Raw genomic sequence first — 23,629 nt, forward strand, 5'->3', positions numbered from 1 at the left:
ATGCGGGCACAACCGCTGGTCTGAACGGCGGTTTCGGAATGGTTGCACATGAATCTTCGTGGTTGCAAGAAAGCCACACCCGCCCCATCACCGCAGCCGTGATGCGCGCGATCCCCCTCCTGCTGGCGTTGTCCCTCGCCGCCCCGGCCCTGGGGGCGGAATCCCCCGCGGTGGCGACGCCGCGCGTCACCGCCACCCTGCTGGCCGACCGCGCCGCCCTTGCCCCGGGCGAGGAGTTCCGGCTGGCGCTGCGGCTGCGCATGGCGCCGGGCTGGCACACCTACTGGTCCAACCCCGGCGATGCCGGCGCCGCGCCGGAAGTGGCGCTGGACCCCGCCTGGCAGGCCGGGCCGCTGCGCTTCCCGCTGCCCGGGCGCATCGCCTTCGGGCCGCTGATGAACTTCGGCTACACCGGCGAGGTGGTGCTGCCGCTGGCCGCCACCGCGCCGGCGACGCTGCGCCCCGGCAGCCGCGCCCGGCTGGTGGCCGAGGCCACCTGGCTGGCCTGCGCCGATGTCTGCATCCCCGAGGAAGGCCGCTTCGTCCTCGACCTGCCGGTGGAGGCGGCCGCCCGCCCGGCCGAGGCGGTGCGCTTCGCCGCCGCCGAAGCCGCGCTGCCCCGCCCCGCGCCCTTCGCCGCGCGCCTGTCGCCCGAAGGGGTGCTGCGGGTGGAGGGGGACGCCATCGGCCCCGGCCGGGTGCGCGAGGCCGCCTTCTTCCCCTTCGCGCAGGACCGGCTGCTGAACCCGCCGCCGCAGCGCCTGTCGGTGCGCGAGGGCGCGCTGACCCTGGCGCTGCCCCTGGCGCCCGGCGCGCCGGCCGGCCCGCTGGAGGGGGTGCTGGTGCTGACCGATGCCGGCGGGCAGCGGGCGGGCTTCACCCTGTCCGCGCCGCCGGGCCCGCCGGAAGCCGCCGGGCCGGCGCCGTGGCAGGCGCTGGCGCTGGCGCTGCTGGGCGGGCTGGTGCTGAACCTGATGCCCTGCGTGTTCCCCGTGCTGGCGATGAAGGCCATGGCGCTGGCCCGGCTGGGCGGCGCCGGGGCGGCCGCGGTGCGGCGCGATGCCGCGGGCTACGTGGCCGGGGTGGTGGCGGGGTTCCTGGGGCTGGGCGCGGGGCTGCTGGCGCTGCGCTTGGGCGGGCAGGCGGCAGGCTGGGGCTTCCAGTTCACCCACCCGGCCTTCGTCGCCGCGATGGCCTGGGTGATGCTGGCGGTGGGGCTGAACCTGTCGGGCGTCTTCGCCCTGCGCGGGCCGGCGCTGGCGGGCACGCGCGGCGCCTTCGCCACCGGGCTGCTGGCGGTGCTGGTGGCCACGCCCTGCACCGCCCCCTTCATGGCCCCGGCGCTGGGGGCGGCGCTGGTGCTGCCGCCCGGCTGGGCGCTGGGCGTCTTCGCCGCGCTGGGCGCCGGGCTGGCGCTGCCCTACGCCCTGCTCGCCGCCTTCCCCGCCCTGGCGCGCGCGGTGCCGCGCCCCGGCCCCTGGATGGAGCGGCTGCGGCAGTTCCTGGCCTTCCCCATGTACGGCGCCGCGGCCTGGCTGGCCTGGGTGCTGGCGCAGCAGGCCGGGCCGGACGGGCTGGCGGCGGTGCTGGCCGGCGGCGTGCTGGTGGCGCTGGCCGCCTGGGCGTGGGGCCTGGGGGCGCGGCCCGGCCGCGTGCTGGCGCCGCTGGCCCTGGGCGGGGCGCTGGCCCTGCTGCCGGCGCTGGAAGCCGCGCCCGCCGCCGCCCCCGCCCGCGCCGCCGCGGGCGAGGCGTGGTCCGCCGCCCGCGTGGCCGCGCTGCAGGCCGAGGGGCGGCCGGTCTTCGTCAACCTCACCGCCGCCTGGTGCATCACCTGCAAGGTGAACGAGCGCGTGGCGCTGGAGACCGAGGGCGCGCGCGCCGCCTTCGCCGAGCGCAACGTGGCGGTGCTGGTGGGCGACTGGACGCGGGGCGACGCCGCCATCACCGCGCTGCTGCGCCAGCACGGGCGGGACGGCGTGCCGCTCTACCTGCTGTACCCGGCCGGGGGCGGGGAGCCCGCGGTGCTGCCGCAGCTGCTGACGGAAGGGGCGCTGCGCGCCGCACTACGGGCGCTGTGAGGCCGGCCAGGGCGCCGGGCTGACCGGGCCTGGGGCGAAATTCGTCCACATCCGGCAATCCAGCCGCCGCCAGCCCGGCGCCGGGGCCTCGTCCCCCGCCACCGGGGGGCAGCGGCCGGAGGCGGCGAGATCGTCGGCCTGTCGGTGCTGGGCGGGGCTGGGCGCCGCCTCCCACCGCTCCCAGCGCAGCAGGCCCAGGTGAAGCGCGTGCCAGGAGCGCTCCAGGTGGTCGGATTCCCGCACGGCGGGGTGGCTGTAGTGCTCGGACAGCAGGGTCGCGGCGGTGAAGCGGCCCCCCGCCAGGCTGGGCGAGCGCCAAGGGTATTCCACCGGTTGGATGCGCCAGCGGGTCAGGCTGCGGTCCAGCTGAGCGGGGCACTCGGCGGGGCCGCGGCGCAGGTGCAGCGGCGCCACCGCCTCCTGCCATTCCGGCCCGGCGGCGGGGCCGGCGACCAGCCAGCCGCCAGGGGTGCAGTCGGGGCGCTGGAACCATTGCACGCCGTTGCCGCCATCCTCCGTCAGCGCGATGGCCCAGCCCTCGGGCGTGCGGACCAGCACCTGGCCGCCATCGCCCTGCCCGGCGTCGAAGCGGCCGAAGCGGCGGGCGCCGTCGCCGAAGTCGAAGGATTGCATCACCGCCTCGGCGCCGCGGAAGCGCAGCAGCACCGAGTCGCTGGCCTGGTGGCCCAGGGGCGGGGCGGGGTTCCAGCGGGCGTCGGGCCAGTCGTGCTTGCGCCAGGGCAGGGGGTCGCCGGCGCGCAGCATCGGCCCGCCCGGGCAGGCCCAGGGCAGGCAATCCGACTGCACGAGGAAGGGAAGGATGGCGTCGGCCCGCGCCGGGCCGGCGGCGCACAGCGCCAGACAAGCGAGCACGGCGCCGCGGCGGTGCCGCGGCCGTGCCGGATGCCGGGTCATGGACGGGGCCGGAAGGCGGCCCCGCGGGGGCTCAGAAGCCCTCGCGCTCGATGCGCTTGCGCTCCACCTTGCGGGCGCGGCGCACGGCCTCGGCGGCCTCGCGGGCACGGCGCTCGGACGGCTTCTCGTAGTGGCGCCGGAGCTTCATCTCCCGGAACACGCCCTCACGCTGGAGCTTCTTCTTCAGCGCCTTCAGCGCCTGGTCCACATTGTTGTCCCGAACGACGACTTGCACGCGGCGCGATCTCCTCGGTGCGCAGAAGGCCACGGTGCGACAGCCGCCCCGGGACCGGAAGCGGCGCGATACCACCGATGCCCCCCTTGGCCAAGCGCTTTTTCGCCCGCATCTGCATGGGAGCCATGGCCCTGCTCAAGATCGCCCGCATGGGCCACCCCGTCCTGCTCGGCGCCGCCGCGCCCGTCGCCCGCCCCGGCGCGCCGGAGATGCGCCGCCTGGTGGCCGACATGCGCGAGACGCTGGCCGATGCCGGCGGCATCGGCCTGGCCGCGCCGCAGGTGCACCAGCCGCTGCGCCTGTTCCTGTGGCACGACGGCGAGGCGGTGCGTGCCCTGTTCAACCCCGTCCTCGCCCCCCTGGGCGAGGAGCGCGCCATGGCCTGGGAGGGCTGCCTGAGCATCCCCGGCCTGCGCGGCCTGGTGGAGCGCCCGGCCCGCGTGCGCTGGAGCGGCCTGGACGAGGAGGGGCAGCCGGTGTCCGGCGAGGCCGAGGGCCTTGCCGCCCGGGTGCTGCAGCACGAGAACGACCACCTGGACGGCGTGTTCTACCTCAGCCGCATGCCCGACCTGTCGCGGCTGGGCTTCGTCGAGGAGATCGCCCGCAGCATGGAGACGCGCGCATGAATTCCGAGCCCAAGCTGATCCGCGCCGCCGTGGAGCGCGCCGAGTGGGAGGGCTGGAGCCCCGCCACCCTGCGCGCCGCCTGCCTGGACACGGGCGAGGACCCGGCCCTGGTGGACAGCCACTTCCCCCGCGGCGTCGCCGGCGCCGTGGCCGACTGGGCCGCCCTGGCCGACGAGGAGATGGAGGCGGCCGCCGCGCTGGAGGAGATGGCCTCCTGGCGCATCCCCGTGCGGGTCCGGCGGCTGGTGGAGCTGCGGCTGCGCGCGGTGGAGCCCCACCGCGAGGCGCTGCGCGGCGCGCTGCGCGTGCTGGCGCTGCCGTGGAACCTGCCGCTGGCCCTGCGCACCGCCGCGCGCACGGCGGACGCCATGTGGCACGCGGCGGGCGACACCTCGGCCGATTTCTCCTGGTACACGCGGCGGGCCACGCTGGCGGCGGTGTACGGCGCCACGCTGGCCTTCTGGCTGTCGCCCCGCGCGCCGGAGATGGAGGAGGCGATGGCCTTCCTGGACCGCCGCCTGGCCGAGCTGGCCCCCCGCAGAAACCCCAAGGCGGCATGAACGGGCTTCGCGTTTTCAGGCGGGGCGTGTAGAACCCCCCGCACCCCTTTGGCCCTGCACCATTCTGGCCGGATCGTCCGGGCAGGGCCCGCAACAGGAGAACGGGCGGAATGACGCCTCTGCGTAGCCTTCTCGCCGGCGCGGCGCTGCTGGCCCTGACCCCGAACCTCGCCGCGGCGCAGTCCCAGCAGTGCCTGCAGCCGGCCGAGCAGCAGCATTTCCAGGTGCGCGCGCTGCAGAGCCAGCTGATGGTGCTCGCCATCTCCTGCGAGCGGCACGACGACTACAACCGCTTCGTGACGCAGTTCCAGCCGCAGCTGGCCGCCGCCTTCCGCGGCGTGCAGGGGCATTTCCGCCGCGTCGCCGGCTCCCAGCACCAGCGCCAGACCGACCAGTACATCACCAACCTGGCCAACGGGCAGTCGCAGGTGGGCATCAGCCAGGGCACCTTCTTCTGCCGCAACCAGCAGGGCCTGTTCGCCGAGGCGCTGGCGGCGCCGAACGTCGCCGCGCTGGCGCAGATCTCCGTGGCGCGGGAGGTGCCGCAGACCTACTCCCTGCCGACCTGCACGGCGCCGGCGCCGCGCCAGCAGCGCGCCCAGGGCCGCTGAGGCGTCCTTCCCCGGACCGACAGGGGCGGCCCCGGGCAACCGGGCGCCGCCCTTTTTCATGGCCGCCAGCCGGCGCGCGGGCACAAAAAAAGGAGGCGGCCCAAAGGCCGCCTCCCGCTTTGCCAGTGAGGGCGTCGTGCGGGATTAGCGCAGGACGATCTCGACGCGGCGGTTCTGCGGCTCGCGCACGCCCTGGGCCGTCGGGACCAGCGGACGGTCGAAGCCGAAGCCCTGCACCGTGATCTGGTTCCGGGCGATCCCGCGGCGGCCCAGCTCGGCGGCCACGGCCTCGGCGCGGCGCACCGACAGGCGCTGGTTGTACTGCGCGGTGCCGGTGCGGTCGGCGTGGCCAGAGACCTCGATCCGGGTGCTGCCGACGCGCTGGGCGTTCTGGGCGGCCTCGGCGATGATCTGGCGGGCGCGGTCCGTCAGGTCGGCGCGATCCCAGTCGAAGAACACCAGGTAGGTGCGGGCCGGGGCCGGGGCGGCCGCGGGGGCCACGGCAACCACCGGGGCGGGACGCGGCGCGTTGAACGCGTAGCGCAGGCCCAGCAGGATGCTGTGGTTGTAGCTCTCGCCCTCGGCGCGGATCGGGCCGGTGCCACCGCCGGCGCCCGTCAGGGTGCCGCGGCCGTCCAGCTTGTTCTCCAGCGTGCCGAGGAACCGGTACTCGGCGGTCACGGCCAGGCCGGGCGCCACGGAGGACAGGTTGTAGGCGACACCGGCGATGCCCTGGTAGGCGAAGCGGCCGTCACGGTCGTCGATGCGGATGGAGCCGGTGCGGCCCGGGAAGGCCGAGGCGCCGCGCACGTTGCGGAAGTCCGTCCAGACGTAGCCGGCGCCGACGCCGACATACGGCACGAAGCCAGCCAGGTTGAACTGGTTGAAGTCGTACAGGGCGTTGGCCATCACGCCGTACTGGTGGATGGTGCCACCGGCGGAGAAGGCCTGGCGGCCGGACAGCGTCACCGTGTCAACGGAGTTGTTGCGGTAGTTGCCCTCGATCTCGGCGCGGATGCCGTTGCCGAAGCCCCAGCCGATGCTGCCGACGCCGACGTAGCCCCAGTTGGTCTCGACCTTGCCGTTCTGCTGCAGGCCGGCATTGGCCGCCAGCTGGCGCGGGCCGGCGGGCAGGTTGTTGTCGTTCTCGACGCGATAGTTGGCGCCGGCGCCGGCGCCGATGTACAGGCCGGTGATCGGCTGCGCCTGCGCAGCCACGGGCAGCGACAGAACGGTCGCGGCCAGAAGGGCCTTCTTGAGGCTCATCCTCGTTCTCCTTAATCCAAACTCGTTCGTTCGGTCGCTGCGTGGGACGCCCGGGACGGGCGATTCCTCGCTGCGTGGGGGGACCCTAACACCAAGGCCGAAGGGGTTGCACCACCTGCTCCGGGATTTCCCGGGGGATGTGGCCGAATCGCCACAGGCCCCCTGGGCAGTTTTGCCACAGGCCGGAATCAGCCCCGCAGGAGGTTCACGTGGCCCAGCTTGCGGCCCGGCCGCGCCTCCGCCTTGCCGTACCAGTGGCAGGCCGCATCCGCCCGGCCGAGGAAGCCCGGCCAGGCCGCCAGACCTTCGGGGCCGATGAGGTTGCGCATCTCCACCGCCGCGGCGTGGCGCGCCACCGGGCCCAGCGGCCAGCCGGCCACCGCGCGCACGTGCTGCTCGAACTGCGAGCACGCGCAGGCGTCCATGGTCCAGTGGCCGGAATTGTGCGGCCGGGGCGCGATCTCGTTCGCCAGCAGGCGGCCATCGGGCAGCAGGAACATCTCCAGCGCCACCACCCCCACCAGCTCCAGCCCCTCGGCCACGCGGCCGACCAGGCGGCGCGCCTCGGCAGCCGCTGCCGGGGGAATGTCGGCCGGCACTAGCGAGACGTCGAGGATGCCGCCGACATGGCGGTTCTCCGACGCCTCGTAGACCGCCAGCGCGCCGTCCGCCCCGCGGGCGGCCACGGCGGACAGCTCGTGGGTGAAGGGCACGAAGGCCTCCAGCACCAGCGGGTGCGGCGCCAGGCGCGCGAAGGCGGCCTCCGCCTCCGCGGGCGCGCGGATGACGGCCTGCCCGCGGCCGTCATAGCCCATGCGGGTGGTCTTCAGCACCGCCGGCAGGCCCAGCTCGGCCACGGCGGCGCGCAGCCCGTCCAGGTCCCTCACCTCCCGCCAGGGGGCGACGGGCACGCCGGCGCCCTCCAGGAAGCGCTTCTCCCGCACGCGGTCCTGGCAGGTGGCCAGCGCCTTCAGCCCGGGGCGGCATTCCACCCGCCCCTCCAGCGCCGCCAGGGTGGCGGCGGGGACGTTCTCGAACTCGAAGGTGACGACGTCCACCGCGGCGGCGAAGGCGCGCAGCGCCGCCGCGTCCTCGTAGGCGGCGACGGTGCGGGCGGCGGCCACCTGCATGCCCGGCCCGTCGCCCTCCGGGCCGAAGACGTGCGGCCGCAGGCCCAGCCGGGCCGCCGCCATGGCCGACATCCGCCCCAATTGGCCGGAGCCCAGGATGCCCAGCCGCGCGCCCAGGGGCAGCGGCTCAGGCCGGGTCAAGCGCCACCCCCTCGGTCTGGGCGGCGCGCCAAGCGTCCAGGCGGGCGGCCAGGGCGGCGTCGCCCAGGGCCAGGATGGCCGCGGCCAGCAGCGCGGCGTTGATGGCGCCGGCCTTGCCGATGGCCAGCGTGCCCACCGGCACCCCGCCGGGCATCTGCACGATGGACAGCAGCGAATCCATGCCCTTCAGGGCGTGGCTTTCCACCGGCACGCCCAGCACGGGCAGGGGCGTCATGCTGGCGGCCATGCCGGGCAGGTGGGCGGCGCCGCCGGCCCCGGCGATGATGACCTTCAGCCCCCGGCCGCGCGCGGTGGTGGCGTAGTCCACCAGGCGCTGCGGCGTGCGGTGGGCGGACACCACGCGCGCCTCGTGCGGCACTTCCAGCGCGGCCAGCGCCTCCGCGGCGTGGCGCATCGTCTCCCAGTCGGAGCGGCTGCCCATGATGAGGCCGACGAGGGGCGGCGCGCTCACGCGATGATGTCCGGGACGATGCGGCCTTCCAGCCAGGAGATCTCGTCCTTCAGCTTCAGCTTGCGCTTCTTCAGGCGCTGGATCTGCAGCGCGTCCGCCGGGCTGTCGGTCAGGCGGGCGATCACCGTGTCGAGGTCCCGGTGCTCGGAGCGCAACTCATGGAGGCGTCGCAGCAGCGATTCGCGGTCTTCCAGCATGGTCCGTGCAGGCACTCCCGGCGCGGGAACCTCCCCCGGGGGCGCCCCGAAGGAAAAAGTTCACTTTCGTCGCCGGAGAGGGATAGCATGGCTGCCCCGGCTGCAACAGCCACGGCGCCCAGGCACCGCACCATTCCACGGCTGGCAGCCGGCCGGTCCAGCAGATGGAGGACGACGCCGCATGATGCATGCTCCCCGTTTCCGGAGCCTCGAGACGCGCCACCAGGCGCTGGAGGCGCAGATCACCGCCGAGGGCCAGCGCCCCCGCCCGGACGACGCCGTGCTGCTGAAGCTGAAGCGCGAGAAACTGGCCCTGAAGGAGGAGATGGAGAGGCTGCGGCTGCGCCGCGCGCACTAGTTCCCTTCGGGCTGCCCCTCGTCCTCCGCCGCCTCGGCGGGGGCGGGGGGCAGCTTCTCCCGCGCGGCGGCGACGGCGGCGTTCAGCGCGCTCTGCGTGCACAGGCCGAGGATGACGGGGTCGCGCGGCTTGATGTTGGCGCTGTTGATGTGCGTCTTGTCGCGCACCTTCTCGATGGTCTCCTTGGTGGTGCCGAGGAGCTTGCCGATGGTGGCGATGGACAGCTCGGGGTGGTTGCGCAGCAGCCACATGATGCCGTCCGGCTTGTCCTGCCGCTTGGAGACCGGGGTGTAGCGCGCGCCCTTGCCGCGCCCCTTGGCGACGGGGATGGCGTTGGCCGCCAGCTTGAGGCGGTATTCCGGGCTGGCCTCCGCCTTGGCGATCTCCTCGCGCGTGACCTGGCCGTTCTGGACCGGGTCGTAGCCGATGATGCCCTGCGCGACCTCGCCATCCGCGATGGCCTGCACCTCCAGCGGGTGCATCTGCACGAAATCGGCGATCTGGTCGAAGGAGAGGGAGGTCTTCTCGATCAGCCACACGGCGGTTGCCTTGGGCATCAGGGGCTGGGCCATGCGTGTCTCTGCGTCAAAGGGGCGAACGGGATCGCGCCGGATGGGCGCGCGCGCCCGGCTTCGCCTGCCCTATAATGGCAGGCGCACAGGGGGCCAAGCCCCAACGCCCGGAGGATGGACATGTTCGAGGAGGAGCCGCGGCCCAGGCCGAAGGACGGGTTCCAGCCCGCGAAGCTGGAAGGCTGGAGCGCCGAGGCGCTGCGCGCCTACCTGGAGGATCTGGCGACGGAGATGCGGCGCGCCGAGGCCGCCCTGGCCGCGAAGGACCACCAGAAGGCGGCCGCCGAGGCCTTCTTCCGCAAGTCGTAGCGTCGTGGCGCGGGGCAGCGGGCGAGGCCGGTCGGCCCCGTCCAGTCCCGTCGAAGGTGAGCGCGCACGCCGCGACCGAGGCCGACGCCACGGGCGAGGCCGGCCCACCGACACCACACAACGCAAGGCCAGCGCACCCCACCCCCAGAGGCCGACGCCATCGGCGAGGCCGGCCCGCCCGCGTCGTCCAGCCAGAGGTCAATACGCCCCCCAAAATCCAGAGGCCGACGCCGCAAGGCGAGGCCGGCCAGCCCGCGCAGCACCGTGCAAGGTCAGCGCAACCCCCAACCCCAGAGGCCAACGCCGCAGGCGGGGCCGGCCAGCGGGAGCCGCCCCTCCAAGGTCAACACCGCGCACGGAGGATGCGCGCGCACAGCGCGCGCCGGCCCCCTTCAGGGGGCCGAAGCCAAGGCGGGCGGATGCCCGCCGCCCGGCGTAGCCGCCGCCATGGGCGGCGGCGGTGAGGGCACAAAAAGACGAGGGCACAAAAAGAAAGGCGGCCCGCCAGGGCCGCCTTTCCGATCACGCCGCCTGCTGGGTCAGCACCGGCTGGCGCGGGGCCGCGATCTCGATGCGGCGGGGCTTCAGCGCCTCGGGCACCTCGCGCCGCAGGGAGACGTGCAGCAGCCCGTTCTCCATGCGCGCGCCTTCCACCACCAGGTGGTCGGCCAGCACGAAGCGGCGCTCGAAGGCGCGGCCGGCGATGCCGCGATGGAGGAACTTGCGCCCCTCGCCCTCGGGCTGCGCAGGCAGCTTGCCGGTGACGGTCAGCGTGTCGTCCTTGGCCACCAGCTCGATGTCGTCCGGGCCGAAGCCGGCGACGGCGAGCGTCAGGGCGTAGGTGTCCTCGCCCGTCACCTCGATGTTGTAGGGTGGGTAGGACTGCGCCTCGGGCGCCGTGCGCGCGCCGTCGAGCAGGCGGGCGAAGCGGTCGAAGCCGATGGCGGTGCGGAACAGGGGGGAGAAATCAATCGCGTTCACGAGGAACCTCCTTCATGCGGAGCAAGGTTCGGAACAGCGAGGATGTCCGTCACGGCCCCCCCGATCGGGCGGGGCCGCGGATGCCTCGCGCCGCGGCCCACGAGGGCGCCGCGACGCAGGGTGATCTGGGCGGCGCGCGCCGCCCGTTCAAGGGGCCGGCGTCAGCCCTTCTTGACGCCCAGCCCGCCGAACTTCTTGTTGAACTTCGCCACCTGGCCGCCGGTGTCGATGATGCGCTGCACGCCGGTCCAGGCCGGGTGGGACTTGGGGTCGATGTCCAGGCGCAGGGTGTCCCCCGGCTTGCCGCCCGCCGTGCGCGTCTTGAAGGTGGTGCCGTCGGTCATGATGACGTTCAGCTCATGGTAGGCGGGGTGGGTGTCGGGCTTCATGGCGGGCTCTCGGGGATGCGGCAGGCCGCGATGGCGGCCCGGCCGTGAAGCGCGCCGCATAGACCCATCGGGGCGGCAGGGCAAGGCGCGGCTTGCCCGCGCCCGGCGCATGGCCTATCGCGCCCCGCCATGACCGACCTGCCCGACCGCCTGAGCAACGACCCCGACAGCCCCTTCCACGACGCCGAGCTGCTGAAGCAGGGCGTGGGCATCCGCTTCCGCGGCGAGGAGCGCACCAACGTGGAGGAATACTGCGTCAGCGAGGGCTGGGTGCGCGTCGGCCTGGGCAACAAGGTGGACCGCCGCGGCAAGCCGCTGACCATGAAGCTGATGGGCCCGGTGGAGCCCTACCTGCGCACCGCGGACTGAGCGCAGGCCGCGCTTGCGGCCCGCCCTCCGTCCGGCGCATCCTTCCCACACTGGGGCGTGGGTGCGAACGGAGGGGAGCGGGATGCTCGAACTCGTCTGCGACCAGGGCTACGGCGCCAACGGGGTGCCGGTGGACCGCTCCCCCTACCGCAACCACGGCCGGGCGGTGGACGCCCCCGGGGTGGCCGGGCCGGGCGGCGGGGCGCTGTCCTTCCCGATGGCCGGCAGCGCGGTGGCGCTGGGGCTGGGCGGGCCGGCGCGTCCCTTCGCGCCCCTGGTCGCGCTGCGCGTGGAGGCGCTGGTGCGGCTGCCCGATGCCGCCGCCGCGCGCTACGGCGTGGTGGTGGACGGGGATTCCGCCTTCCGGCTGGCGGTGGATGACGGCGCGCCCACCGTCGCCGTGCTGAATGCGGGTGGCGGGCTGGAACAGGTGCGCGCCGACCCCGCCTCCGCGCCCGATGGCCGCCTGCACCCGCTGCCGCTCGGCCGGTGGGTGGAACTGGTGGCGGAGCATGACGGCGCCGCGCACCTGCGCCTGTTCATGGACGGCGCCCTGGTGGCGGCGAAGGTGACCGGCCCGGGCCATGTGGCGGCGGTGCGCGGCCGGGGCGTCACCATCGGCAATGCGGTGGGGGGCGGCATGCCGCTGGGCGGCGCGCTGGCCCGCCTGCGCCTGTGGCGGCATGACCCGGCGGCGATGCGGCGCGAGTTCCTCGCCCGGCCGATGACCCCGGAACTGGCGGCCTGCTGGGAGGAGATCATCCGCCGCGTGCGCGCCTGGATGGCGGCCGACCCCGCAGGAGCGGCCGCGTTGCTGGACGCGGTCCGCGCCGAGACGGACGCCTTCCTGCGCGCGCTGCGCCTGCGGCCGGAGCCGGCGCAGGACCGCCTGCGCCACGCCCTGGCGGAGGTGCTGGCCGCCTGGTTCGCCGGCGAGATCGGCGGTCGCCGCATGGAGCAGGCCTATGGCGCCTGGCGCGCCGCCCTGGCGGAGCAGGGTTTCTCCTCGGCGCTGCCGGAGGTGGCGCTGGCGGACCCCGCGCCCTGGGTGGTGCGCCCGCCCCCGCCGACGCTCGACGCGGGGTGCGACCCGCAGTTGCTGCGCTTCCTGCGCATCATGGCGCGCGCCGCCGCGCCGGGGGGGACGTGACATGGGCAACCCGGCCAAGGCCGCCGCGCTGGCCAAGCGCTTCGAGCCGATCCTGCTGTTCCACCCGGAGGAGCGCTTCCTGCCGCTGGACCCCAAGCGCTGGATCGAGGCCTGCGCGCTGTGGCGCGCCGACCCGCCCTTCACCGACCGCGCCGGCTGGGCGCAGCTGCGGCCGCGGGGCAGCCTGGCGGCGCTGGACACGGTACAGGACAAGGCCGGCGGCCGGGCCTGGATCGGCGCCGACCCGGCCTTCGGCACCGGCGCCCAGCCGCTGGAGGAGCCGGCGGCCGCGCCCGAGTTCTTCCTGGAACTGGCTGGGTGGGAGCCGGCCATCCCGCCCGCGCTGCCCGACCGGCACGCCGCGCTGGACCCCGCCGCCTACCTGCAGCCCTTCGCCGGCACCGAGCCCTGGTATTCCGTCGAGTACCTGGACAACGTGGACCTGCGCCGGCTGACGCCGCACCCGCTGCTGCGCGATGGCGGGCTGGACCTGTTCACCGCCATCGCCACCAACCCGGCGCTGCGGGCACCGCAGCTGCTGGTTTTCCACTTCCTGTACCCGGTGCGGGAGGAGGCGCTGGAAGGCTGCGAGGGCGCGGGAGAGGGCGACTTGTTCGGCCGCTTCTCCGGTGAATGGGGGGCGGTGGCGCTGCTGCTGGACCAGGCGGACGCGCCGCTGATGATCGGGCTGACGACGCGCAACCCGGCCAACCCCGCCACCGCGCCGGGCGGCGAGCGGCGGGTGAGCCTGCGCGCCTTTCCCTGGGCGCAGGTGGATGCGGTGGCCGGGCCGGATGGCGGGCTGCACCCGCGCATCCACGTCGCGCGCGGCACGCATGGCCACCACCTCTCGGCGGCGGCGGCGCCGCTGGTGCCGGCTTCGCCCGGCGCGCCGGACCCCGCGCGCCAGTCCTGCGGCGCGGTGGAGACGCTGGACGGCCTGCTGGGTGGGGAGCGGGTGCTGGTGCCCGCCGTGCCGGCCGACCCTGGCGAGGAGCAGGACACGGCGCTGATCGTCGCCAAAATCCTGCTGATTCCGCCACCCGGCCTTGGCCTTCTGTTTGCCGGCCTGGAGGGAGCCTTCGGCCGCTTCGGCAGCTATGCCCAGCCGGAGGTCCTGGCCACCCCGGCGCCGGAGGTGCGCGACGTGCTGGGCGGCCCCGCCTACGGCCGCATCCTGCGCCCGGCCGGCCTGCCGCTGCCCGAAGCGGCGCAGGCGGCGCAGGTGCTGGACTGGAACGTGCGCCGGTTCCAGGCGCCGCCGCCGGATTCGCGCTTCTACCCCTTCGTGGTGGACCGCGGGACGCAGCGCTGGTGGCCGCCCCGCCCGGCCCCGCGCCCCAACACCCAGGACCTGCCGGGCGCGGAGGGCTGGGCGGTGCGCTGGGGGCCGCGCGTTTCCAGTGACCCCAACGGCCGCCGTTGCGGCATGCGCTGCCCCGACTTCGCCCTGCTGATGATGGAGGCGGTGGCCGTCGCCATCGCCTGACGCCGGCGCGGGGCGGGCCCCGCACCGGTTGCGTCACGCGCCGTGGCCGGTGGCGGCCAGCACCGCCGCCTCCAGCTGCGGGGGCAAGGCGGGCGCGCAGGTGTGCAGCCACGCCCCGATCAGCGCCGCGCACCAAGCCAGCGCCACGGCCGGCGGGAGGACGGGAAGGAGGTGCAGCATCGCCATGCACCCAGATTCAACGCGCCATGCGCGTTGGTCAACCCAAATGCGCTTACGAAAAACGTGATATTCGCGCATGATGCGAAGGCGGCCGGCGTGGAACCGGCCGGCCGGAGACCGCATGCCCGACATCCATCCCGCCGCGCTTTCCGGCGCGCCCATCCTGGGGCATGGGGCGCCCATGTCCGCCATCCGCCTGTCCGGCCTGTCCCGCCGCTTCGCCCCCGATGCCCCGCCCGCGCTGGACGGCGTCTCGCTCGACGTCGCGCCGGGCGAGGTCTTCGGCATCATCGGCCGGTCGGGGGCGGGGAAATCCACGCTGATCCGCTGCGTGAACCTGCTGGAGCGCCCGGATGCCGGCACGGTGGAGGTGCTGGGCCAGCGCCTGGACACGCTGGACGAGGCGGCGTTGCGCCAGGCCCGCCGCGGCATGGGCATAGTGTTCCAGCACTTCAACCTGCATGCCCGGCGCACCGCGGCGGAGAACATCGCCTTCCCGCTGGAGATCGCCGGCATGCCGCGCGCCGAGCGCGAGGCGCGGGTGCGCGCCATCCTGCCCCTGGTGGGGCTGGAGGCGCGGCGCGACGCCTTCCCGGCGCAGCTCTCCGGCGGGCAGAAGCAGCGGGTGGGCATCGCCCGCGCCCTGGCCTCCAACCCCCGCATCCTGCTGTGCGACGAGGCCACCAGCGCGCTGGACCCCGAGACGACGGGCGAGATCCTGGCCCTGATCCGCGACCTGCGCGCCAGGCTGGACCTGACCGTGCTGCTCATCACCCATGAGATGGCGGTGGTGAAGGCGGTGTGCGACCGCGTGGCGGTGATGGAGGCCGGGCGCGTGATCGAGCAGGGTCGCGTCTTCGACGTCTTCACCCGCCCGCAGGCGGAGACCACGCGCCGCTTCGTGGCCGAGGTGATCGGCCACGCCGTGCCGCCCGGCACCCTGGCCCGCCTGCCCGGACCGCGCCCCGGCGAGGCGCGGCGGCTGGTGCAGGTGCTCTTCGCCGGACCGCATTCCACCCGCGCTGTGGTGAGCGAGGCCAGCCGCGACTGGGGGCTGGACATGAACATCGTGAGCGGCCGCGTGGACGAGATCGCCGGCGAGCCCTTCGGCGTCATGGCGCTGGCCGCCTATGGCCCGGAGGAGAAGCTGGACGGCGCCTTCGCCTGGATGCGCGGCCTGGGCCTGGACGTGCAGGAGATCGCGCCATGAGCTGGCTGACGCCCACCATGCAGGACCTTCTGCTGGAAGCCTTCGCCGAGACGCTGCTGATGGTCGGCGCCGCCGCCGCCATCGCGGTGGCGCTGGGGCTGCCGCTGGCGCTGCTGCTGCACGTCACGGGCCGCGACGGGCTGTCGCCCAATGCCTGGCTGAACCGGCCGCTGGGGCTGGCGGTGAACGCGCTGCGCTCCACTCCCTTCATCATCCTGATGGTGGCCATCATCCCCTTCACCCGGCTGGTCGCCGGCACCTCCATCGGCACCGGGGCGGCGATCGTGCCGCTGGCCCTGGCTGCCACCGCCTTCCTGGCCCGCCTGTTCGAGAACGCGCTGCGCGAGGTGGACAAGGGCGTGGTGGAGGCCGCGCGCGCCATGGGCGCCACGCGGATGCAGATCGTGCTGAAGGTGCTGGTGCCCGAGGCGCTGCCCGGCCTGGTGGCCGCCACCACCGTGGCGCTGGTCTCGCTGGTCGGCTTCTCGGCCATGGCGGGGGCGGTGGGGGGCGGCGGCCTGGGGGACCTGGGCATCCGCTTCGGCTACCAGCGCTTCATGCCCGAGGTGATGGCCACCGTCGTCCTCGTCCTCATCCTGCTGGTGCAGGGGGTGCAGTCCTTCGGGGACTGGCTCGTGCGCCGGCTGTCCCACTCGTGACCGGAGTTCCCCTCATGCTGCTGCGACGTTCCGCCCTGCTGCTGCCCTTCGCCACGCCCCTGGCCGCCGCCGCCCAAGGCGCCGCCATCGGCACCGCCGCCCGCCCGGTGCGCGTCGGCGTCACCGCCGGCCCGCATGCCCAGGTGATGGAGAAGGTGCGCGAGGTGGCGGCCCGCGCCGATGGGCCGGCCAACGGGCTGGCGCTGCGGGTGGTGGAGTTCACCGACTTCATCCAGCCCAACGCCGCCCTGGCCGCCGGCGACCTGGACGCCAATTCCTACCAGCACCAGCCCTTCCTGGACCAGCAGGTGCGCGACCGCCGCCTGCCGCTGGTCAGCGTCGGGCCCACGCTGCTCTTCCCCATGGCGGTGTATTCGCGGCGCCACCGCAACCTGGCCGACGTGCCCCAGGGCGCGCGCATCGCCATCCCCAACGACCCCACCAATGGCGGCCGCGCCCTGGTGCTGCTGGCCAAGGCCGGGCTGTTCCGCCTGCGCGACGGCGCCGATTTCCGCGCCACCGTGGCCGACATCGCCGAGAACCCGCGCCGCCTGCGCATCCTGGAGCTGGAGGCGGCGCAGCTGCCCCGCGCGCTGGACGAGGTGGAGGCCGCGGCCATCAACACCAACTTCGCCATCCCCGCCGGGCTGAACCCGGTGCGCGACGCCATCGCGCTGGAAGGGCGGGACACGCCCTACACCAACCTCCTCGTTGTGCGGCAGCCCGACCGCGGGGCGCCCTGGGTGGCGCGCCTGCTGGCCGCCTACCACACGCCCGAGCTGCGCGACTTCGTCCAGGCCACCTTCCAGGGCGCCGTGGTGCCCGGCTTCTGACGCGCAGGAGAGCCCCCATGATGCTGCGACGTTCCGCCCTGCTGCTGCCCTTCGCCCTGCCGCTGGCCGCCGCGGCGCAAGGCGCGCCGGAGATCGGCACCGCCGCCCGCCCGGTGCGCGTCGGCGTCACCCAGGGCGTGCATGCCCAGACCTTCGAGAAGGTGGCCGAGGTGCTGCGGCGCGACGGCCTGCACACCCGCGCGGTGGAGTTCGGCGACTTCATCCAGCCCAACGCCGCCCTGGCGGGGGGCGACCTGGACGCCAACGCCTACCAGCACCTGCCCTTCCTGGAGGCGCAGCGCGCCCAGCGCGGCTACGACTTCGTTCCGGTGGGCAAGACGGTGCTGACGCTGATGGGGGTGTTCAGCCGCCGCCACCGCACGCTGGAGGCGCTGCCGCAGGGCGGGCGCATCGCCATCCCCAACGACCCCACCAATGGCGGCCGCGCCCTGCTGATCCTGGCCGAGGCCGGCGTCATCAGGTTGCGCCCCGGCGCCGACTTCCGCGCCACGGTGGCGGACGTGACGGAGAACCCCAGGCGCCTGCGCTTCGTGGAGCTGGAGGCCGCCAGCATCGTCCGCGCGCTGGAGGACGTGGATGCCGGCGCCATCACCGGCAACTTCGCCGTGCCGGCCGGGCTGAACCCGCTGCGCGACGCCCTGGCGCGCGAGGACCAGCGCAGCGTCTACACCGTGCTGGTGGTGGTCCGCCGCCGCGACGAGTCCGCGCCCTGGGCGCGCCGCCTGGCCGCCGGCTACGCCCATCCGGAGGTGCGCGAGTTCGTGGAGCGCCAGTTCCAGGGCGCGGTGATCCCCGGCGCCTGAAACCGCCCCAACGGCACGCGCGTTGGCCCCACACTACCGACTACCAAACTCGTTCGAGACTTCACGCGCCGCCCTGGCTTTGCCAGGGCGGCGTTCCCTGTTTCGCGCCCCGGTCGGCGGCGCGCAGCGGGCCGGCCGGGCGGTCCTGGCCGCCCTTGCCCGCGGCAGGCGGGGCCGGGGGCGGTCCCGCCCGTTCAGGGCGCGCGCCGCACCGCCTGGGCCATCGTGTCCAGCGCCACCAGGAAGCGGGCGCGGTCGGCCTTGGCCATCGGCGCCTGGCCGCCGCCCTGGCCCATCTCGCGCAGGTGGCGCGCCAGCTCGCGCCCGGCCAGGGCGCTGCCGATGTTGGACGCCGTCCAGGCATGGCCCTTGAAGGACAGGCAGGCGGCGCCCTTGGCCAGGCAGCGCGCCGCCAGCGGGATGTCGTTGGTCAGGCAGATGTCGCGCGGGGTGGCCTCGGCGGCGATCCAGTCATCGGCCTGGTCGGCGCCGTCGGGGACGATGTGCAGCCGGGCGAAGGGCGCCTCGGGCGGGCGGATCGGGCGGGCGCCGTTGGTGACGAAGACCACGCCGAAGCCCAGCCGCCCGGCGACGCGCAGCACTTCCTCGCGCACCGGGCAGGCATCGGCATCCACGAGCAGGCGGTGGGTCATGGCGTGTCCGCGGTGGGGATGGTGGGCGTTGTAGGGCTCGAACCTACGACCCGCTGATTAAGAGTCAGCTGCTCTACCAACTGAGCTAAACGCCCATCCGTGGGGGCGCTATCTAGCGCCATCCACCGGCATGTCAAACCCCACCGGCCGCTTTCCGCCGCCCAGCGGCCGCTCGCGCACGAAATGCGGCAGGGCGGTGCCGCTGAGGCGGCCGCGCAGGGCCTCCAGCAGCGCCAGCCCCTCGGCGTCCGGCACCGCGAAGCGCGCGGTGCCCGGCGCGGGGTCCAGCGCGTGCAGGTAGTAGGGCTTCACGCGGTGGCGCAGCATGGCGCGCAGCAGTGCCTCCAGCGCCTCGGGCGTGTCGTTCACCCCGCGCAGCAGCACGCTCTGCCCCAGCAGCACCGCGCCGGCGCCATGCAGGGCGCGCAGGGCTGCGGCGGCCTCGGGCGTGAACTCGCCCGCGTGGTTGGCGTGAACGCAGAGGAAGAGCGGCTTGTCCAGCGCCAGCGCCTCCAGCAGCGCCGGCGTCACCCGCGCCGGGTCGGCCACCGGCACGCGGGTGTGGATGCGCAGCACCTCGATATGGGGCAGGGCAGCCAGGCGGGACAGGATGTGCGCCAGCCGGCGCGGCGACAGGATCAGCGGGTCGCCGCCGGTCAGGATGGCCTCCCGCACCCCCGGGCTGGCGGCGAACCAGCCCAGCGCCCTTTCCAGCGCCGCCTCGTCCAGCAGGCCGCCATCGGGGCCCACATGCTCGCGCCGGAAGCAGAAGCGGCAATACACCGGGCAGGCCAGCAGCGGCTTCAGCAGGGCGCGGTCGGGGTAGCGGTGGACCACGCCGGGCACGGGGGTGAAGGGGGCGTCCGCCGTGGGGTCGTCCAGCTCGTGCGGGGCGGTGCGCAGCTCCGCGGCGTCGGGCAGGTATTGGCGGGCCACCGCGGGCTCGCGCGCCGCCAGCGCGGCCATCGCCGGCGTCAGGGCGATGGCGTAGCGCGCCGCCACCGCCTCCAGCGCCGGGCGCGCGGCCTCCTCCGCCAGCCCGGCGGCGATGAGGTCGTCGGCGCTGCGGAGGGTGCGGGCCATGGCGGGGCGGGCCTTGCCCTGCTAACGCGCCGCGCGCAATGCCCCATTGGTCGCCCGAGCGCCTCGCCGCGCGCATGCCCTTCCTGGACGCCCGCGCGCGGATGACGGCGCAGGCCCGCGCCTGGCTCGCCGGACGCGGCCTGCGCGAGGTGGAGACGCCCTGCCTGGTGCCCGCCCCGGGCATGGAGGTGCACCTGCGCGGCTTCCGCAGCGACTACCGGCCCCTGGACGGCGGCGCGGCGCGGCCGCTGTGGCTGCGCACCAGCCCCGAGATGGCGCTGAAGCGCCTGCTGGCCGGCGGCAGCGGCCCGGTGTTCGAGTTCGCCCGCGTCTGGCGCAACGGCGAGGCCGGGCGCACCCACGCCCCCGAATTCACCCTGCTGGAATGGTACCGCCCCGGCTGGACGCTGGAGGCGCTGATGGACGAGACGGAGGCGCTGGTGCGCGCCCTGTGCCCGCACCCCGCCTGCGCCGGCCCGTTCCGCCGCATCACCTGCGCCGAGGCGTTCGAACGCTGGGCCGGGCTGGATCTGCTGGCCAGCATCCGTCCCGACGGCACCGGCGACCCCGCCGCCCTGGGCGCGAAGGATGGCGAGGGCTGGGAGGACGCCTTCTTCCGCCTGCTGCTGGACCATGTGGAGCCGCGCATGGCCGAGGGCGCCGCGACCTTCCTGACCCACTGGCCCACCCCCCAGGCCGCGCTGGCCCGCCGCGACCCCGGCGACGCGCGGGTGGCGCTGCGCTTCGAGCTGTATGCCGGCGGCATGGAGCTGGCCAACGCCTTCGACGAGCTGACCGACGAGGCCGAGCAGCGCCGGCGCTTCGCCCAGGACGTGGCCGAGCGCCTGCGCCTGCATGGCGCGGACGAGGCCTGGCCGGCCGACGAGGACTTCCTGCGGGCGGTGGGCGCCATGCCGGCCGGCAGCGGCATCGCCCTGGGCTGGGACCGGCTGGTGATGCTGGCCACCGGGGCGCGCCGCATCGAGGACGTGCTGTGGCTGGGGCCCTTCCCCTACGGATGACGCCGCCGCGCGTTGGGAGGGCATGATGCGCGCCCTTTCCTTGCTGCTGCTGCCCGGCCTGGCCCTGGCGCAGCCCGCCAACGCCCCGCCGGTGGACCCCGCGCCGCGCCCCGGCCTGGCCCCGGTGCCCGACCGGCGCTTCGACGCCGCGCCCACCCCGCCGCCCGGCCCGCGGCTGGACGCCGCCGTGGCCACCGAGCAGGCGCCCGCCCGCGGCGCCGCCGTGACCGACGCGGTGGCCGACCCCGATGGCCGGCTGCGCGGCGACGCCCCGCGGGCGGAGCCCGGCCTGTCGCTCACCCTGCCGCTGGGCCGCTGATGCGCCGCCGGCTGCTGCTGCTGGGCCTGCTGCTGCCGGGGCCGGCCCTGGCGCAGGGGCGGCGGCGGCGCGCCGCCCCGCGCCCGGCGCCCGCCCGGCCGCAGCCGGTGGTGGACCCGGCGCCGCGCCCCGGCCTGGCCCCGGTGCCCGACCGCCGCTTCCCCACCCTGAACCAGGCTGCGCCGCCGGAGGCGCGGCTGCGCCCGGTGGTGCCCACCGCCCCGGTGCCCACCCGCGGCGCCTCCTTCACCGACCGCGACGCCGCGCCGGAGGCGCAGCGCGGCGCCGGCGCCCTGCGGCCGGAACCCGGCGTCTCGCTGACGCTACCCCTCGGGCGGTGACCAGCGGGGCGGCGCCACGCTGCCCACCTGCTCCACGATGCGCCCGTAGTGCTCCGGCCGGCGGTGGCGGGCGAAGTCGAAGATGGTGGTGCGGCCGAGCTCGCAGCGCGCGAAGTCGGCCTCGGCCACCACCACCTCGTCGTCCCAGGTGGTGGCCTGGGCCACCACCTCGCCCTGCGGGTTGACGATGACGGAGTGGCCGAACAGCTCGTGCCCGTCCTCCGTGCCGGCCTTGGCCACCGCCACGGCGTAGCAGGCGTTCTGGTAGCAGCCCGCGCGCACGCTCAGCACCGAATGCTCCACGCGCAGGTGGTGCGCCTCGAAGCCGCGGTTCTCCATGTTCAGGGAGGGCGTGTTGTAGCCCAGCATGACCAGCTCGACCTGCTGCAGCCCAAGCACGCGCCAGGCCTCGGGCCAGCGCCGGTCGTTGCAGATCAGCAGGCCGAGATTGGCCTCCGTTCCCCCCAGCGGCGCGCGCACCACCGGGAAGCCGAGGTCGCCCGGCTCGAAGTAGCGCTTCTCTAGGTGCTGGACCTTGCGGATGGGGTCGTGCTCGGCGTGGCCGGGCAGGTGGACCTTGCGGTACTTCAGCACCGTCTCGCCGCTCGGGTGCACATAGATGGCGGTGTTGAAGCGGCGGCCCTCGGGCGTCTTCTCCGCGAAACCCAGGTGGAAGCCGATGTCGAGGCGCCGCGCCGCCTCCCACAGCGGCGCCGTCTCGTTGGAGGGCAGGGCCGTCTCGTACCAGTGGTCGGCCTCGCGCAGGTCCTCGTGGAACCAGCGCGGGAAGAAGGTGGTCAGCGCCAGCTCGGGGAAGACGGCGACGGAGGCGCCCATGCGCGCCGCCTTCTCCAGCAGCGCCACCATGCGCGCGACGGCGATGCCGCGCCCCTCGGCGCGTTGCAGGGGGCCCATCTGGCAGGCGGCGAGGATGGTGGTGCGGTTCATCGGGCGCATGCTGCACCGGCATCGGAAGCCTTGCACGGGGGCACCGCGCGGCGCGCGGGGCGCTTCCTGCGGGGCCGCCGCCCGTGCCGGGCATGCGGCCGGGCCAGGCGGGCCGCGGCCGGTGGCGCGCCGGGCCGCGCCGTGCTGCGATGGCGGGCGGGAGGACACCGCATCATGGACCTGCGCGCCACCATCGCCGCCGCCCTGGAGCTGCCGGGCTGGCGGGCGCTGCTCGCCGGCTGCGGGCCGGACACGCCGCTGGGCGCGCTGCCGGTGCTGCGCAAGGCGAACCTGCCGGCCATGCAGGCGGCCGCGCCCCCCTTCGCCGCCCTGGCCGGGCCGGCGGCGGGATTCGCGCGCCTGTTCGCCTCGCCCGGGCCCATCTTCGAGGGCGTGCCCGACCGGCCCGACCCCTGGCGCTTCGCCCCGGCCTTCCGCGCGGCGGGCGTCGGCCCCGGCGACGTGGTGCTGAACTGCCTGAGCTATCACCTGACGCCCGGCGGCTTCATCCTGGATGGCGGGGCCCGCGCCGCGGGCGCTGCGGTGATTCCCGCCGGGCCGGGCAACACCGCCGCGCTGGTGGAGGTGATGCGCGCCTACCGCCCCACCGCCTATGCCGGCACGCCGGACTTCCTGAAGATCCTGCTGGAAGCGGCGGGCGAGGACGGACGCAGCATCACCAAGGCGGTGGTGACCGCCGCCGCCTTCCCGCCCAGCCTGCGCGAATGGGTGGCGGGGCGCGGCGTGCGGGCCATCGAGGCCTATGGCACCGCCGAACTGGGCCTGGTGGCGCACGGCACCGCGGATGGCGCGCCGGGCATGGCCATCGCGCCCGGCATCATCCTGGAGATCCTGCGCCCCGGCACCAACGAGGCGCTGCCGGAAGGCGAGGTGGGCGAGGTGGCGGTGACGGTGCCCGACCCCGCGCATCCGCTGCTGCGCTTCTCGCCCGGCGACATGTCGCGGCTGCTGCCGGGGGGGCGGATGGGGGGCTGGCTGGGCCGGGCGGACCAGACCTGCAAGGTGAAGGGCCTGTTCGTGCGGCCGGAGCAGGTGGCCGCCATCCTCCGCCGCCACCCCGAGGCCGGGCGGCTGCGCCTGGTGGTGACCCGCGCGGAGGAGCAGGACGCGATGGAACTGCTGGCGGAGGGAGGCGACGCGGCGGCGCTGGAGGCCGCGCTGCGCGAGGAGACGCGGCTGCGCGGCACGGTGCGCGTGGTGCCCGCGGGATCCCTGCCGCGCGATGGCGTGGTGATCGGGGATATGCGGTGAGTTCCCCGCCGCGGTTTTCCGTCGCCGCTGTGCGGCGGCGGAAAGCCGCGGCGGGGGCCCCGGGTGGGGGGCGCGCGTTTCGGGTGAGGGTGGCCGCCGGCTGGGAGGCGGCCGCGCGGCTTCGCGCGCTCCGGGCCGTGCCTGGTCCTGGGGGGCCTGCTCCGCGCCAGGGCGAAGCCCCGGCGCGACCGCAGGGTGGGGGGTGCGCGGACGGGGAGGGAGCGCCCGGCGACCGAGGCCGAGGCCGAAGGCGCGGCCGGCCCACCTGCGGCGCTGCTTGGAAAGTCAGTGCCCCGCCGCAGAGGCCGACGCCGCAGGCGAGGCCGGCCCACCGGCGCCGTCGCGCGAAAGGCCAGCGCACCCCAGCCCCAGAGGCCAACGCCGCAGGCGAGGCCGGCCCACCCGTGCCGCACCGTGCAAGGTCCAGCGCACGCCCC

30 protein-coding genes and 1 tRNA gene are annotated in these 23,629 nt (G+C 75.3%); 17 read left to right on the plus strand and 14 right to left on the minus strand.

Annotated elements, in window-relative coordinates; translation table 11 throughout:
- The first annotated feature begins 101 nt into the window (after window positions 1-101).
- Window positions 102-2,078 (plus strand): protein-disulfide reductase DsbD family protein, encoded by a 1,977-nt coding sequence (locus ACI6QG_RS08640; protein WP_407024188.1) that lies wholly within the window; start codon window positions 102-104, stop codon window positions 2,076-2,078.
- Here ACI6QG_RS08640 and ACI6QG_RS08645 read toward each other — a convergent pair.
- Window positions 2,064-2,951, minus strand: a complete 888-nt coding sequence (locus ACI6QG_RS08645; RefSeq protein ID WP_407024189.1) for a hypothetical protein — start codon at window positions 2,949-2,951, stop codon at window positions 2,064-2,066. The two genes, ACI6QG_RS08640 and ACI6QG_RS08645, sit on opposite strands and share 15 nt — an antisense overlap.
- Window positions 2,952-3,024: 73 nt before the next feature.
- Complete coding sequence (gene rpsU / locus ACI6QG_RS08650; RefSeq protein ID WP_027286066.1) at window positions 3,025-3,228, minus strand: 30S ribosomal protein S21; 204 nt, start codon at window positions 3,226-3,228, stop codon at window positions 3,025-3,027.
- Window positions 3,229-3,353: 125 nt separating this feature from the next.
- On the opposite strand from rpsU, the gene def reads away from it, so the two are divergent.
- From def to ACI6QG_RS08665, 3 genes are all read left to right on the plus strand, one after another.
- A complete protein-coding gene (gene def / locus ACI6QG_RS08655) occupies window positions 3,354-3,854 on the plus strand; it encodes a peptide deformylase (RefSeq protein WP_407024190.1) in 501 nt (166 codons plus the stop codon).
- On the plus strand, window positions 3,851-4,414 hold the full coding sequence (locus ACI6QG_RS08660) for a COQ9 family protein (protein ID WP_407024191.1): 564 nt from the start codon (window positions 3,851-3,853) through the stop codon (window positions 4,412-4,414). Before def ends, ACI6QG_RS08660 begins: the two co-directional genes overlap by 4 nt.
- Window positions 4,415-4,524: 110 nt before the next feature.
- Window positions 4,525-5,025: a hypothetical protein gene (locus ACI6QG_RS08665; protein WP_407024192.1), complete on the plus strand. Its 501-nt coding sequence runs from the start codon at window positions 4,525-4,527 to the stop codon at window positions 5,023-5,025.
- A 144-nt stretch (window positions 5,026-5,169) separates the two neighbouring features.
- On the opposite strand, the gene ACI6QG_RS08670 is transcribed toward ACI6QG_RS08665, so the two are convergent.
- From ACI6QG_RS08670 to ACI6QG_RS08685, 4 genes are all read right to left on the minus strand, one after another.
- Window positions 5,170-6,291, minus strand: a complete 1,122-nt coding sequence (locus tag ACI6QG_RS08670) for an OmpA family protein (protein WP_407024193.1) — start codon at window positions 6,289-6,291, stop codon at window positions 5,170-5,172.
- Window positions 6,292-6,479: 188 nt separating this feature from the next.
- Window positions 6,480-7,562: a 5-(carboxyamino)imidazole ribonucleotide synthase gene (locus ACI6QG_RS08675; RefSeq protein ID WP_407024194.1), complete on the minus strand. Its 1,083-nt coding sequence runs from the start codon at window positions 7,560-7,562 to the stop codon at window positions 6,480-6,482.
- Window positions 7,549-8,004: a 5-(carboxyamino)imidazole ribonucleotide mutase gene (gene purE / locus ACI6QG_RS08680; RefSeq protein WP_407024279.1), complete on the minus strand. Its 456-nt coding sequence runs from the start codon at window positions 8,002-8,004 to the stop codon at window positions 7,549-7,551. The genes ACI6QG_RS08675 and purE overlap by 14 nt, the downstream gene beginning before the upstream one ends.
- A gap of 26 nt (window positions 8,005-8,030) precedes the next feature.
- A complete protein-coding gene (locus ACI6QG_RS08685; protein ID WP_407024195.1) occupies window positions 8,031-8,231 on the minus strand; it encodes a YdcH family protein in 201 nt (66 codons plus the stop codon).
- 181 nt (window positions 8,232-8,412) lie between these two features.
- Between ACI6QG_RS08685 and ACI6QG_RS08690 the strand changes: the two genes are divergently transcribed.
- Entirely contained in the window at window positions 8,413-8,589 is a 177-nt protein-coding gene (locus ACI6QG_RS08690; RefSeq protein WP_407024196.1) for a YdcH family protein, read from the plus strand.
- Here the strand turns inward: ACI6QG_RS08690 and ACI6QG_RS08695 are convergent.
- Window positions 8,586-9,161 (minus strand): DUF1013 domain-containing protein, encoded by a 576-nt coding sequence (locus ACI6QG_RS08695; protein ID WP_407024197.1) that lies wholly within the window; start codon window positions 9,159-9,161, stop codon window positions 8,586-8,588. The genes ACI6QG_RS08690 and ACI6QG_RS08695 overlap by 4 nt on opposite strands.
- 114 nt (window positions 9,162-9,275) lie before the next feature.
- On the opposite strand from ACI6QG_RS08695, the gene ACI6QG_RS08700 reads away from it, so the two are divergent.
- Window positions 9,276-9,470 carry a DUF1192 family protein gene (locus ACI6QG_RS08700; RefSeq protein WP_407024198.1) on the plus strand — a complete coding sequence of 65 codons (195 nt, stop codon included), beginning with the start codon at window positions 9,276-9,278 and terminating at the stop codon, window positions 9,468-9,470.
- Between the two features lie 522 nt (window positions 9,471-9,992).
- On the opposite strand, the gene ACI6QG_RS08705 is transcribed toward ACI6QG_RS08700, so the two are convergent.
- Complete coding sequence (locus tag ACI6QG_RS08705) at window positions 9,993-10,451, minus strand: Hsp20 family protein (RefSeq protein ID WP_407024199.1); 459 nt, start codon at window positions 10,449-10,451, stop codon at window positions 9,993-9,995.
- A 161-nt stretch (window positions 10,452-10,612) separates the two neighbouring features.
- Window positions 10,613-10,840 carry a 50S ribosomal protein L31 gene (gene rpmE / locus ACI6QG_RS08710; protein WP_407024200.1) on the minus strand — a complete coding sequence of 76 codons (228 nt, stop codon included), beginning with the start codon at window positions 10,838-10,840 and terminating at the stop codon, window positions 10,613-10,615.
- A gap of 129 nt (window positions 10,841-10,969) precedes the next feature.
- On the opposite strand from rpmE, the gene ACI6QG_RS08715 reads away from it, so the two are divergent.
- The 3 genes from ACI6QG_RS08715 (at window position 10,970) to ACI6QG_RS08725 (ending at window position 13,848) form a co-directional block, all read left to right on the plus strand.
- The gene (locus ACI6QG_RS08715; RefSeq protein ID WP_407024201.1) at window positions 10,970-11,209 is read left to right on the plus strand and encodes a DUF3297 family protein; all 240 of its coding nucleotides are present in this window, start codon (window positions 10,970-10,972) and stop codon (window positions 11,207-11,209) included.
- 82 nt (window positions 11,210-11,291) lie between these two features.
- The gene (locus ACI6QG_RS08720) at window positions 11,292-12,359 is read left to right on the plus strand and encodes a LamG-like jellyroll fold domain-containing protein (protein ID WP_407024202.1); all 1,068 of its coding nucleotides are present in this window, start codon (window positions 11,292-11,294) and stop codon (window positions 12,357-12,359) included.
- A 1-nt stretch (window position 12,360) separates the two neighbouring features.
- The gene (locus ACI6QG_RS08725) at window positions 12,361-13,848 is read left to right on the plus strand and encodes a hypothetical protein (RefSeq protein WP_407024203.1); all 1,488 of its coding nucleotides are present in this window, start codon (window positions 12,361-12,363) and stop codon (window positions 13,846-13,848) included.
- Window positions 13,849-13,881: 33 nt separating this feature from the next.
- Here ACI6QG_RS08725 and ACI6QG_RS08730 read toward each other — a convergent pair whose 3' ends face one another.
- Window positions 13,882-14,034 (minus strand): hypothetical protein, encoded by a 153-nt coding sequence (locus tag ACI6QG_RS08730; RefSeq protein WP_407024204.1) that lies wholly within the window; start codon window positions 14,032-14,034, stop codon window positions 13,882-13,884.
- A 115-nt stretch (window positions 14,035-14,149) separates the two neighbouring features.
- Between ACI6QG_RS08730 and ACI6QG_RS08735 the strand changes: the two genes are divergently transcribed.
- Genes ACI6QG_RS08735 through ACI6QG_RS08750 form a run of 4 tightly spaced genes read left to right on the plus strand, consistent with a single transcriptional unit; the run spans window position 14,150 to window position 17,554 of the window.
- Window positions 14,150-15,238, plus strand: coding sequence for a methionine ABC transporter ATP-binding protein (locus tag ACI6QG_RS08735; protein WP_491630724.1), 1,089 nt, complete (start codon window positions 14,150-14,152; stop codon window positions 15,236-15,238).
- 5 nt (window positions 15,239-15,243) lie between these two features.
- Entirely contained in the window at window positions 15,244-15,897 is a 654-nt protein-coding gene (locus ACI6QG_RS08740) for a methionine ABC transporter permease (protein ID WP_491630726.1), read from the plus strand.
- A 14-nt stretch (window positions 15,898-15,911) separates the two neighbouring features.
- Window positions 15,912-16,730 carry a MetQ/NlpA family ABC transporter substrate-binding protein gene (locus tag ACI6QG_RS08745; protein WP_407024206.1) on the plus strand — a complete coding sequence of 273 codons (819 nt, stop codon included), beginning with the start codon at window positions 15,912-15,914 and terminating at the stop codon, window positions 16,728-16,730.
- A 17-nt stretch (window positions 16,731-16,747) separates the two neighbouring features.
- Window positions 16,748-17,554: a MetQ/NlpA family ABC transporter substrate-binding protein gene (locus ACI6QG_RS08750; RefSeq protein ID WP_407024207.1), complete on the plus strand. Its 807-nt coding sequence runs from the start codon at window positions 16,748-16,750 to the stop codon at window positions 17,552-17,554.
- Window positions 17,555-17,748: 194 nt separating this feature from the next.
- Here ACI6QG_RS08750 and ACI6QG_RS08755 read toward each other — a convergent pair whose 3' ends face one another.
- The 3 genes from ACI6QG_RS08755 to ACI6QG_RS08765 form a co-directional block, all read right to left on the minus strand.
- Window positions 17,749-18,207, minus strand: a complete 459-nt coding sequence (locus tag ACI6QG_RS08755) for a YaiI/YqxD family protein (protein WP_407024208.1) — start codon at window positions 18,205-18,207, stop codon at window positions 17,749-17,751.
- 19 nt (window positions 18,208-18,226) lie between these two features.
- Window positions 18,227-18,302: transfer RNA gene (locus ACI6QG_RS08760), tRNA-Lys, on the minus strand.
- Window positions 18,303-18,315: 13 nt separating this feature from the next.
- A complete protein-coding gene (locus ACI6QG_RS08765; RefSeq protein WP_407024209.1) occupies window positions 18,316-19,290 on the minus strand; it encodes a lysine-2,3-aminomutase-like protein in 975 nt (324 codons plus the stop codon).
- 38 nt (window positions 19,291-19,328) lie between these two features.
- On the opposite strand from ACI6QG_RS08765, the gene epmA reads away from it, so the two are divergent.
- From epmA to ACI6QG_RS08780, 3 genes are read left to right on the plus strand one after another with little or no spacing between them, the layout of a single operon-like run.
- Window positions 19,329-20,312: an EF-P lysine aminoacylase EpmA gene (gene epmA / locus ACI6QG_RS08770; RefSeq protein WP_407024210.1), complete on the plus strand. Its 984-nt coding sequence runs from the start codon at window positions 19,329-19,331 to the stop codon at window positions 20,310-20,312.
- A 25-nt stretch (window positions 20,313-20,337) separates the two neighbouring features.
- Window positions 20,338-20,631: a hypothetical protein gene (locus ACI6QG_RS08775; protein ID WP_407024211.1), complete on the plus strand. Its 294-nt coding sequence runs from the start codon at window positions 20,338-20,340 to the stop codon at window positions 20,629-20,631.
- Window positions 20,631-20,972 carry a hypothetical protein gene (locus ACI6QG_RS08780; protein ID WP_407024212.1) on the plus strand — a complete coding sequence of 114 codons (342 nt, stop codon included), beginning with the start codon at window positions 20,631-20,633 and terminating at the stop codon, window positions 20,970-20,972. The genes ACI6QG_RS08775 and ACI6QG_RS08780 overlap by 1 nt, the downstream gene beginning before the upstream one ends.
- On the opposite strand, the gene ACI6QG_RS08785 is transcribed toward ACI6QG_RS08780, so the two are convergent.
- The gene (locus ACI6QG_RS08785) at window positions 20,955-21,920 is read right to left on the minus strand and encodes an N-carbamoyl-D-amino-acid hydrolase (protein ID WP_407024213.1); all 966 of its coding nucleotides are present in this window, start codon (window positions 21,918-21,920) and stop codon (window positions 20,955-20,957) included. The genes ACI6QG_RS08780 and ACI6QG_RS08785 overlap by 18 nt on opposite strands.
- Window positions 21,921-22,094: 174 nt before the next feature.
- Between ACI6QG_RS08785 and ACI6QG_RS08790 the strand changes: the two genes are divergently transcribed.
- Window positions 22,095-23,192, plus strand: a complete 1,098-nt coding sequence (locus ACI6QG_RS08790) for a phenylacetate--CoA ligase family protein (protein WP_407024214.1) — start codon at window positions 22,095-22,097, stop codon at window positions 23,190-23,192.
- Window positions 23,193-23,629 lie beyond the last annotated feature (437 nt).

This window comes from Sabulicella flocculans (assembly GCF_045449635.1).
In the GTDB taxonomy this organism is placed as follows: domain Bacteria; phylum Pseudomonadota; class Alphaproteobacteria; order Acetobacterales; family Acetobacteraceae; genus Roseococcus.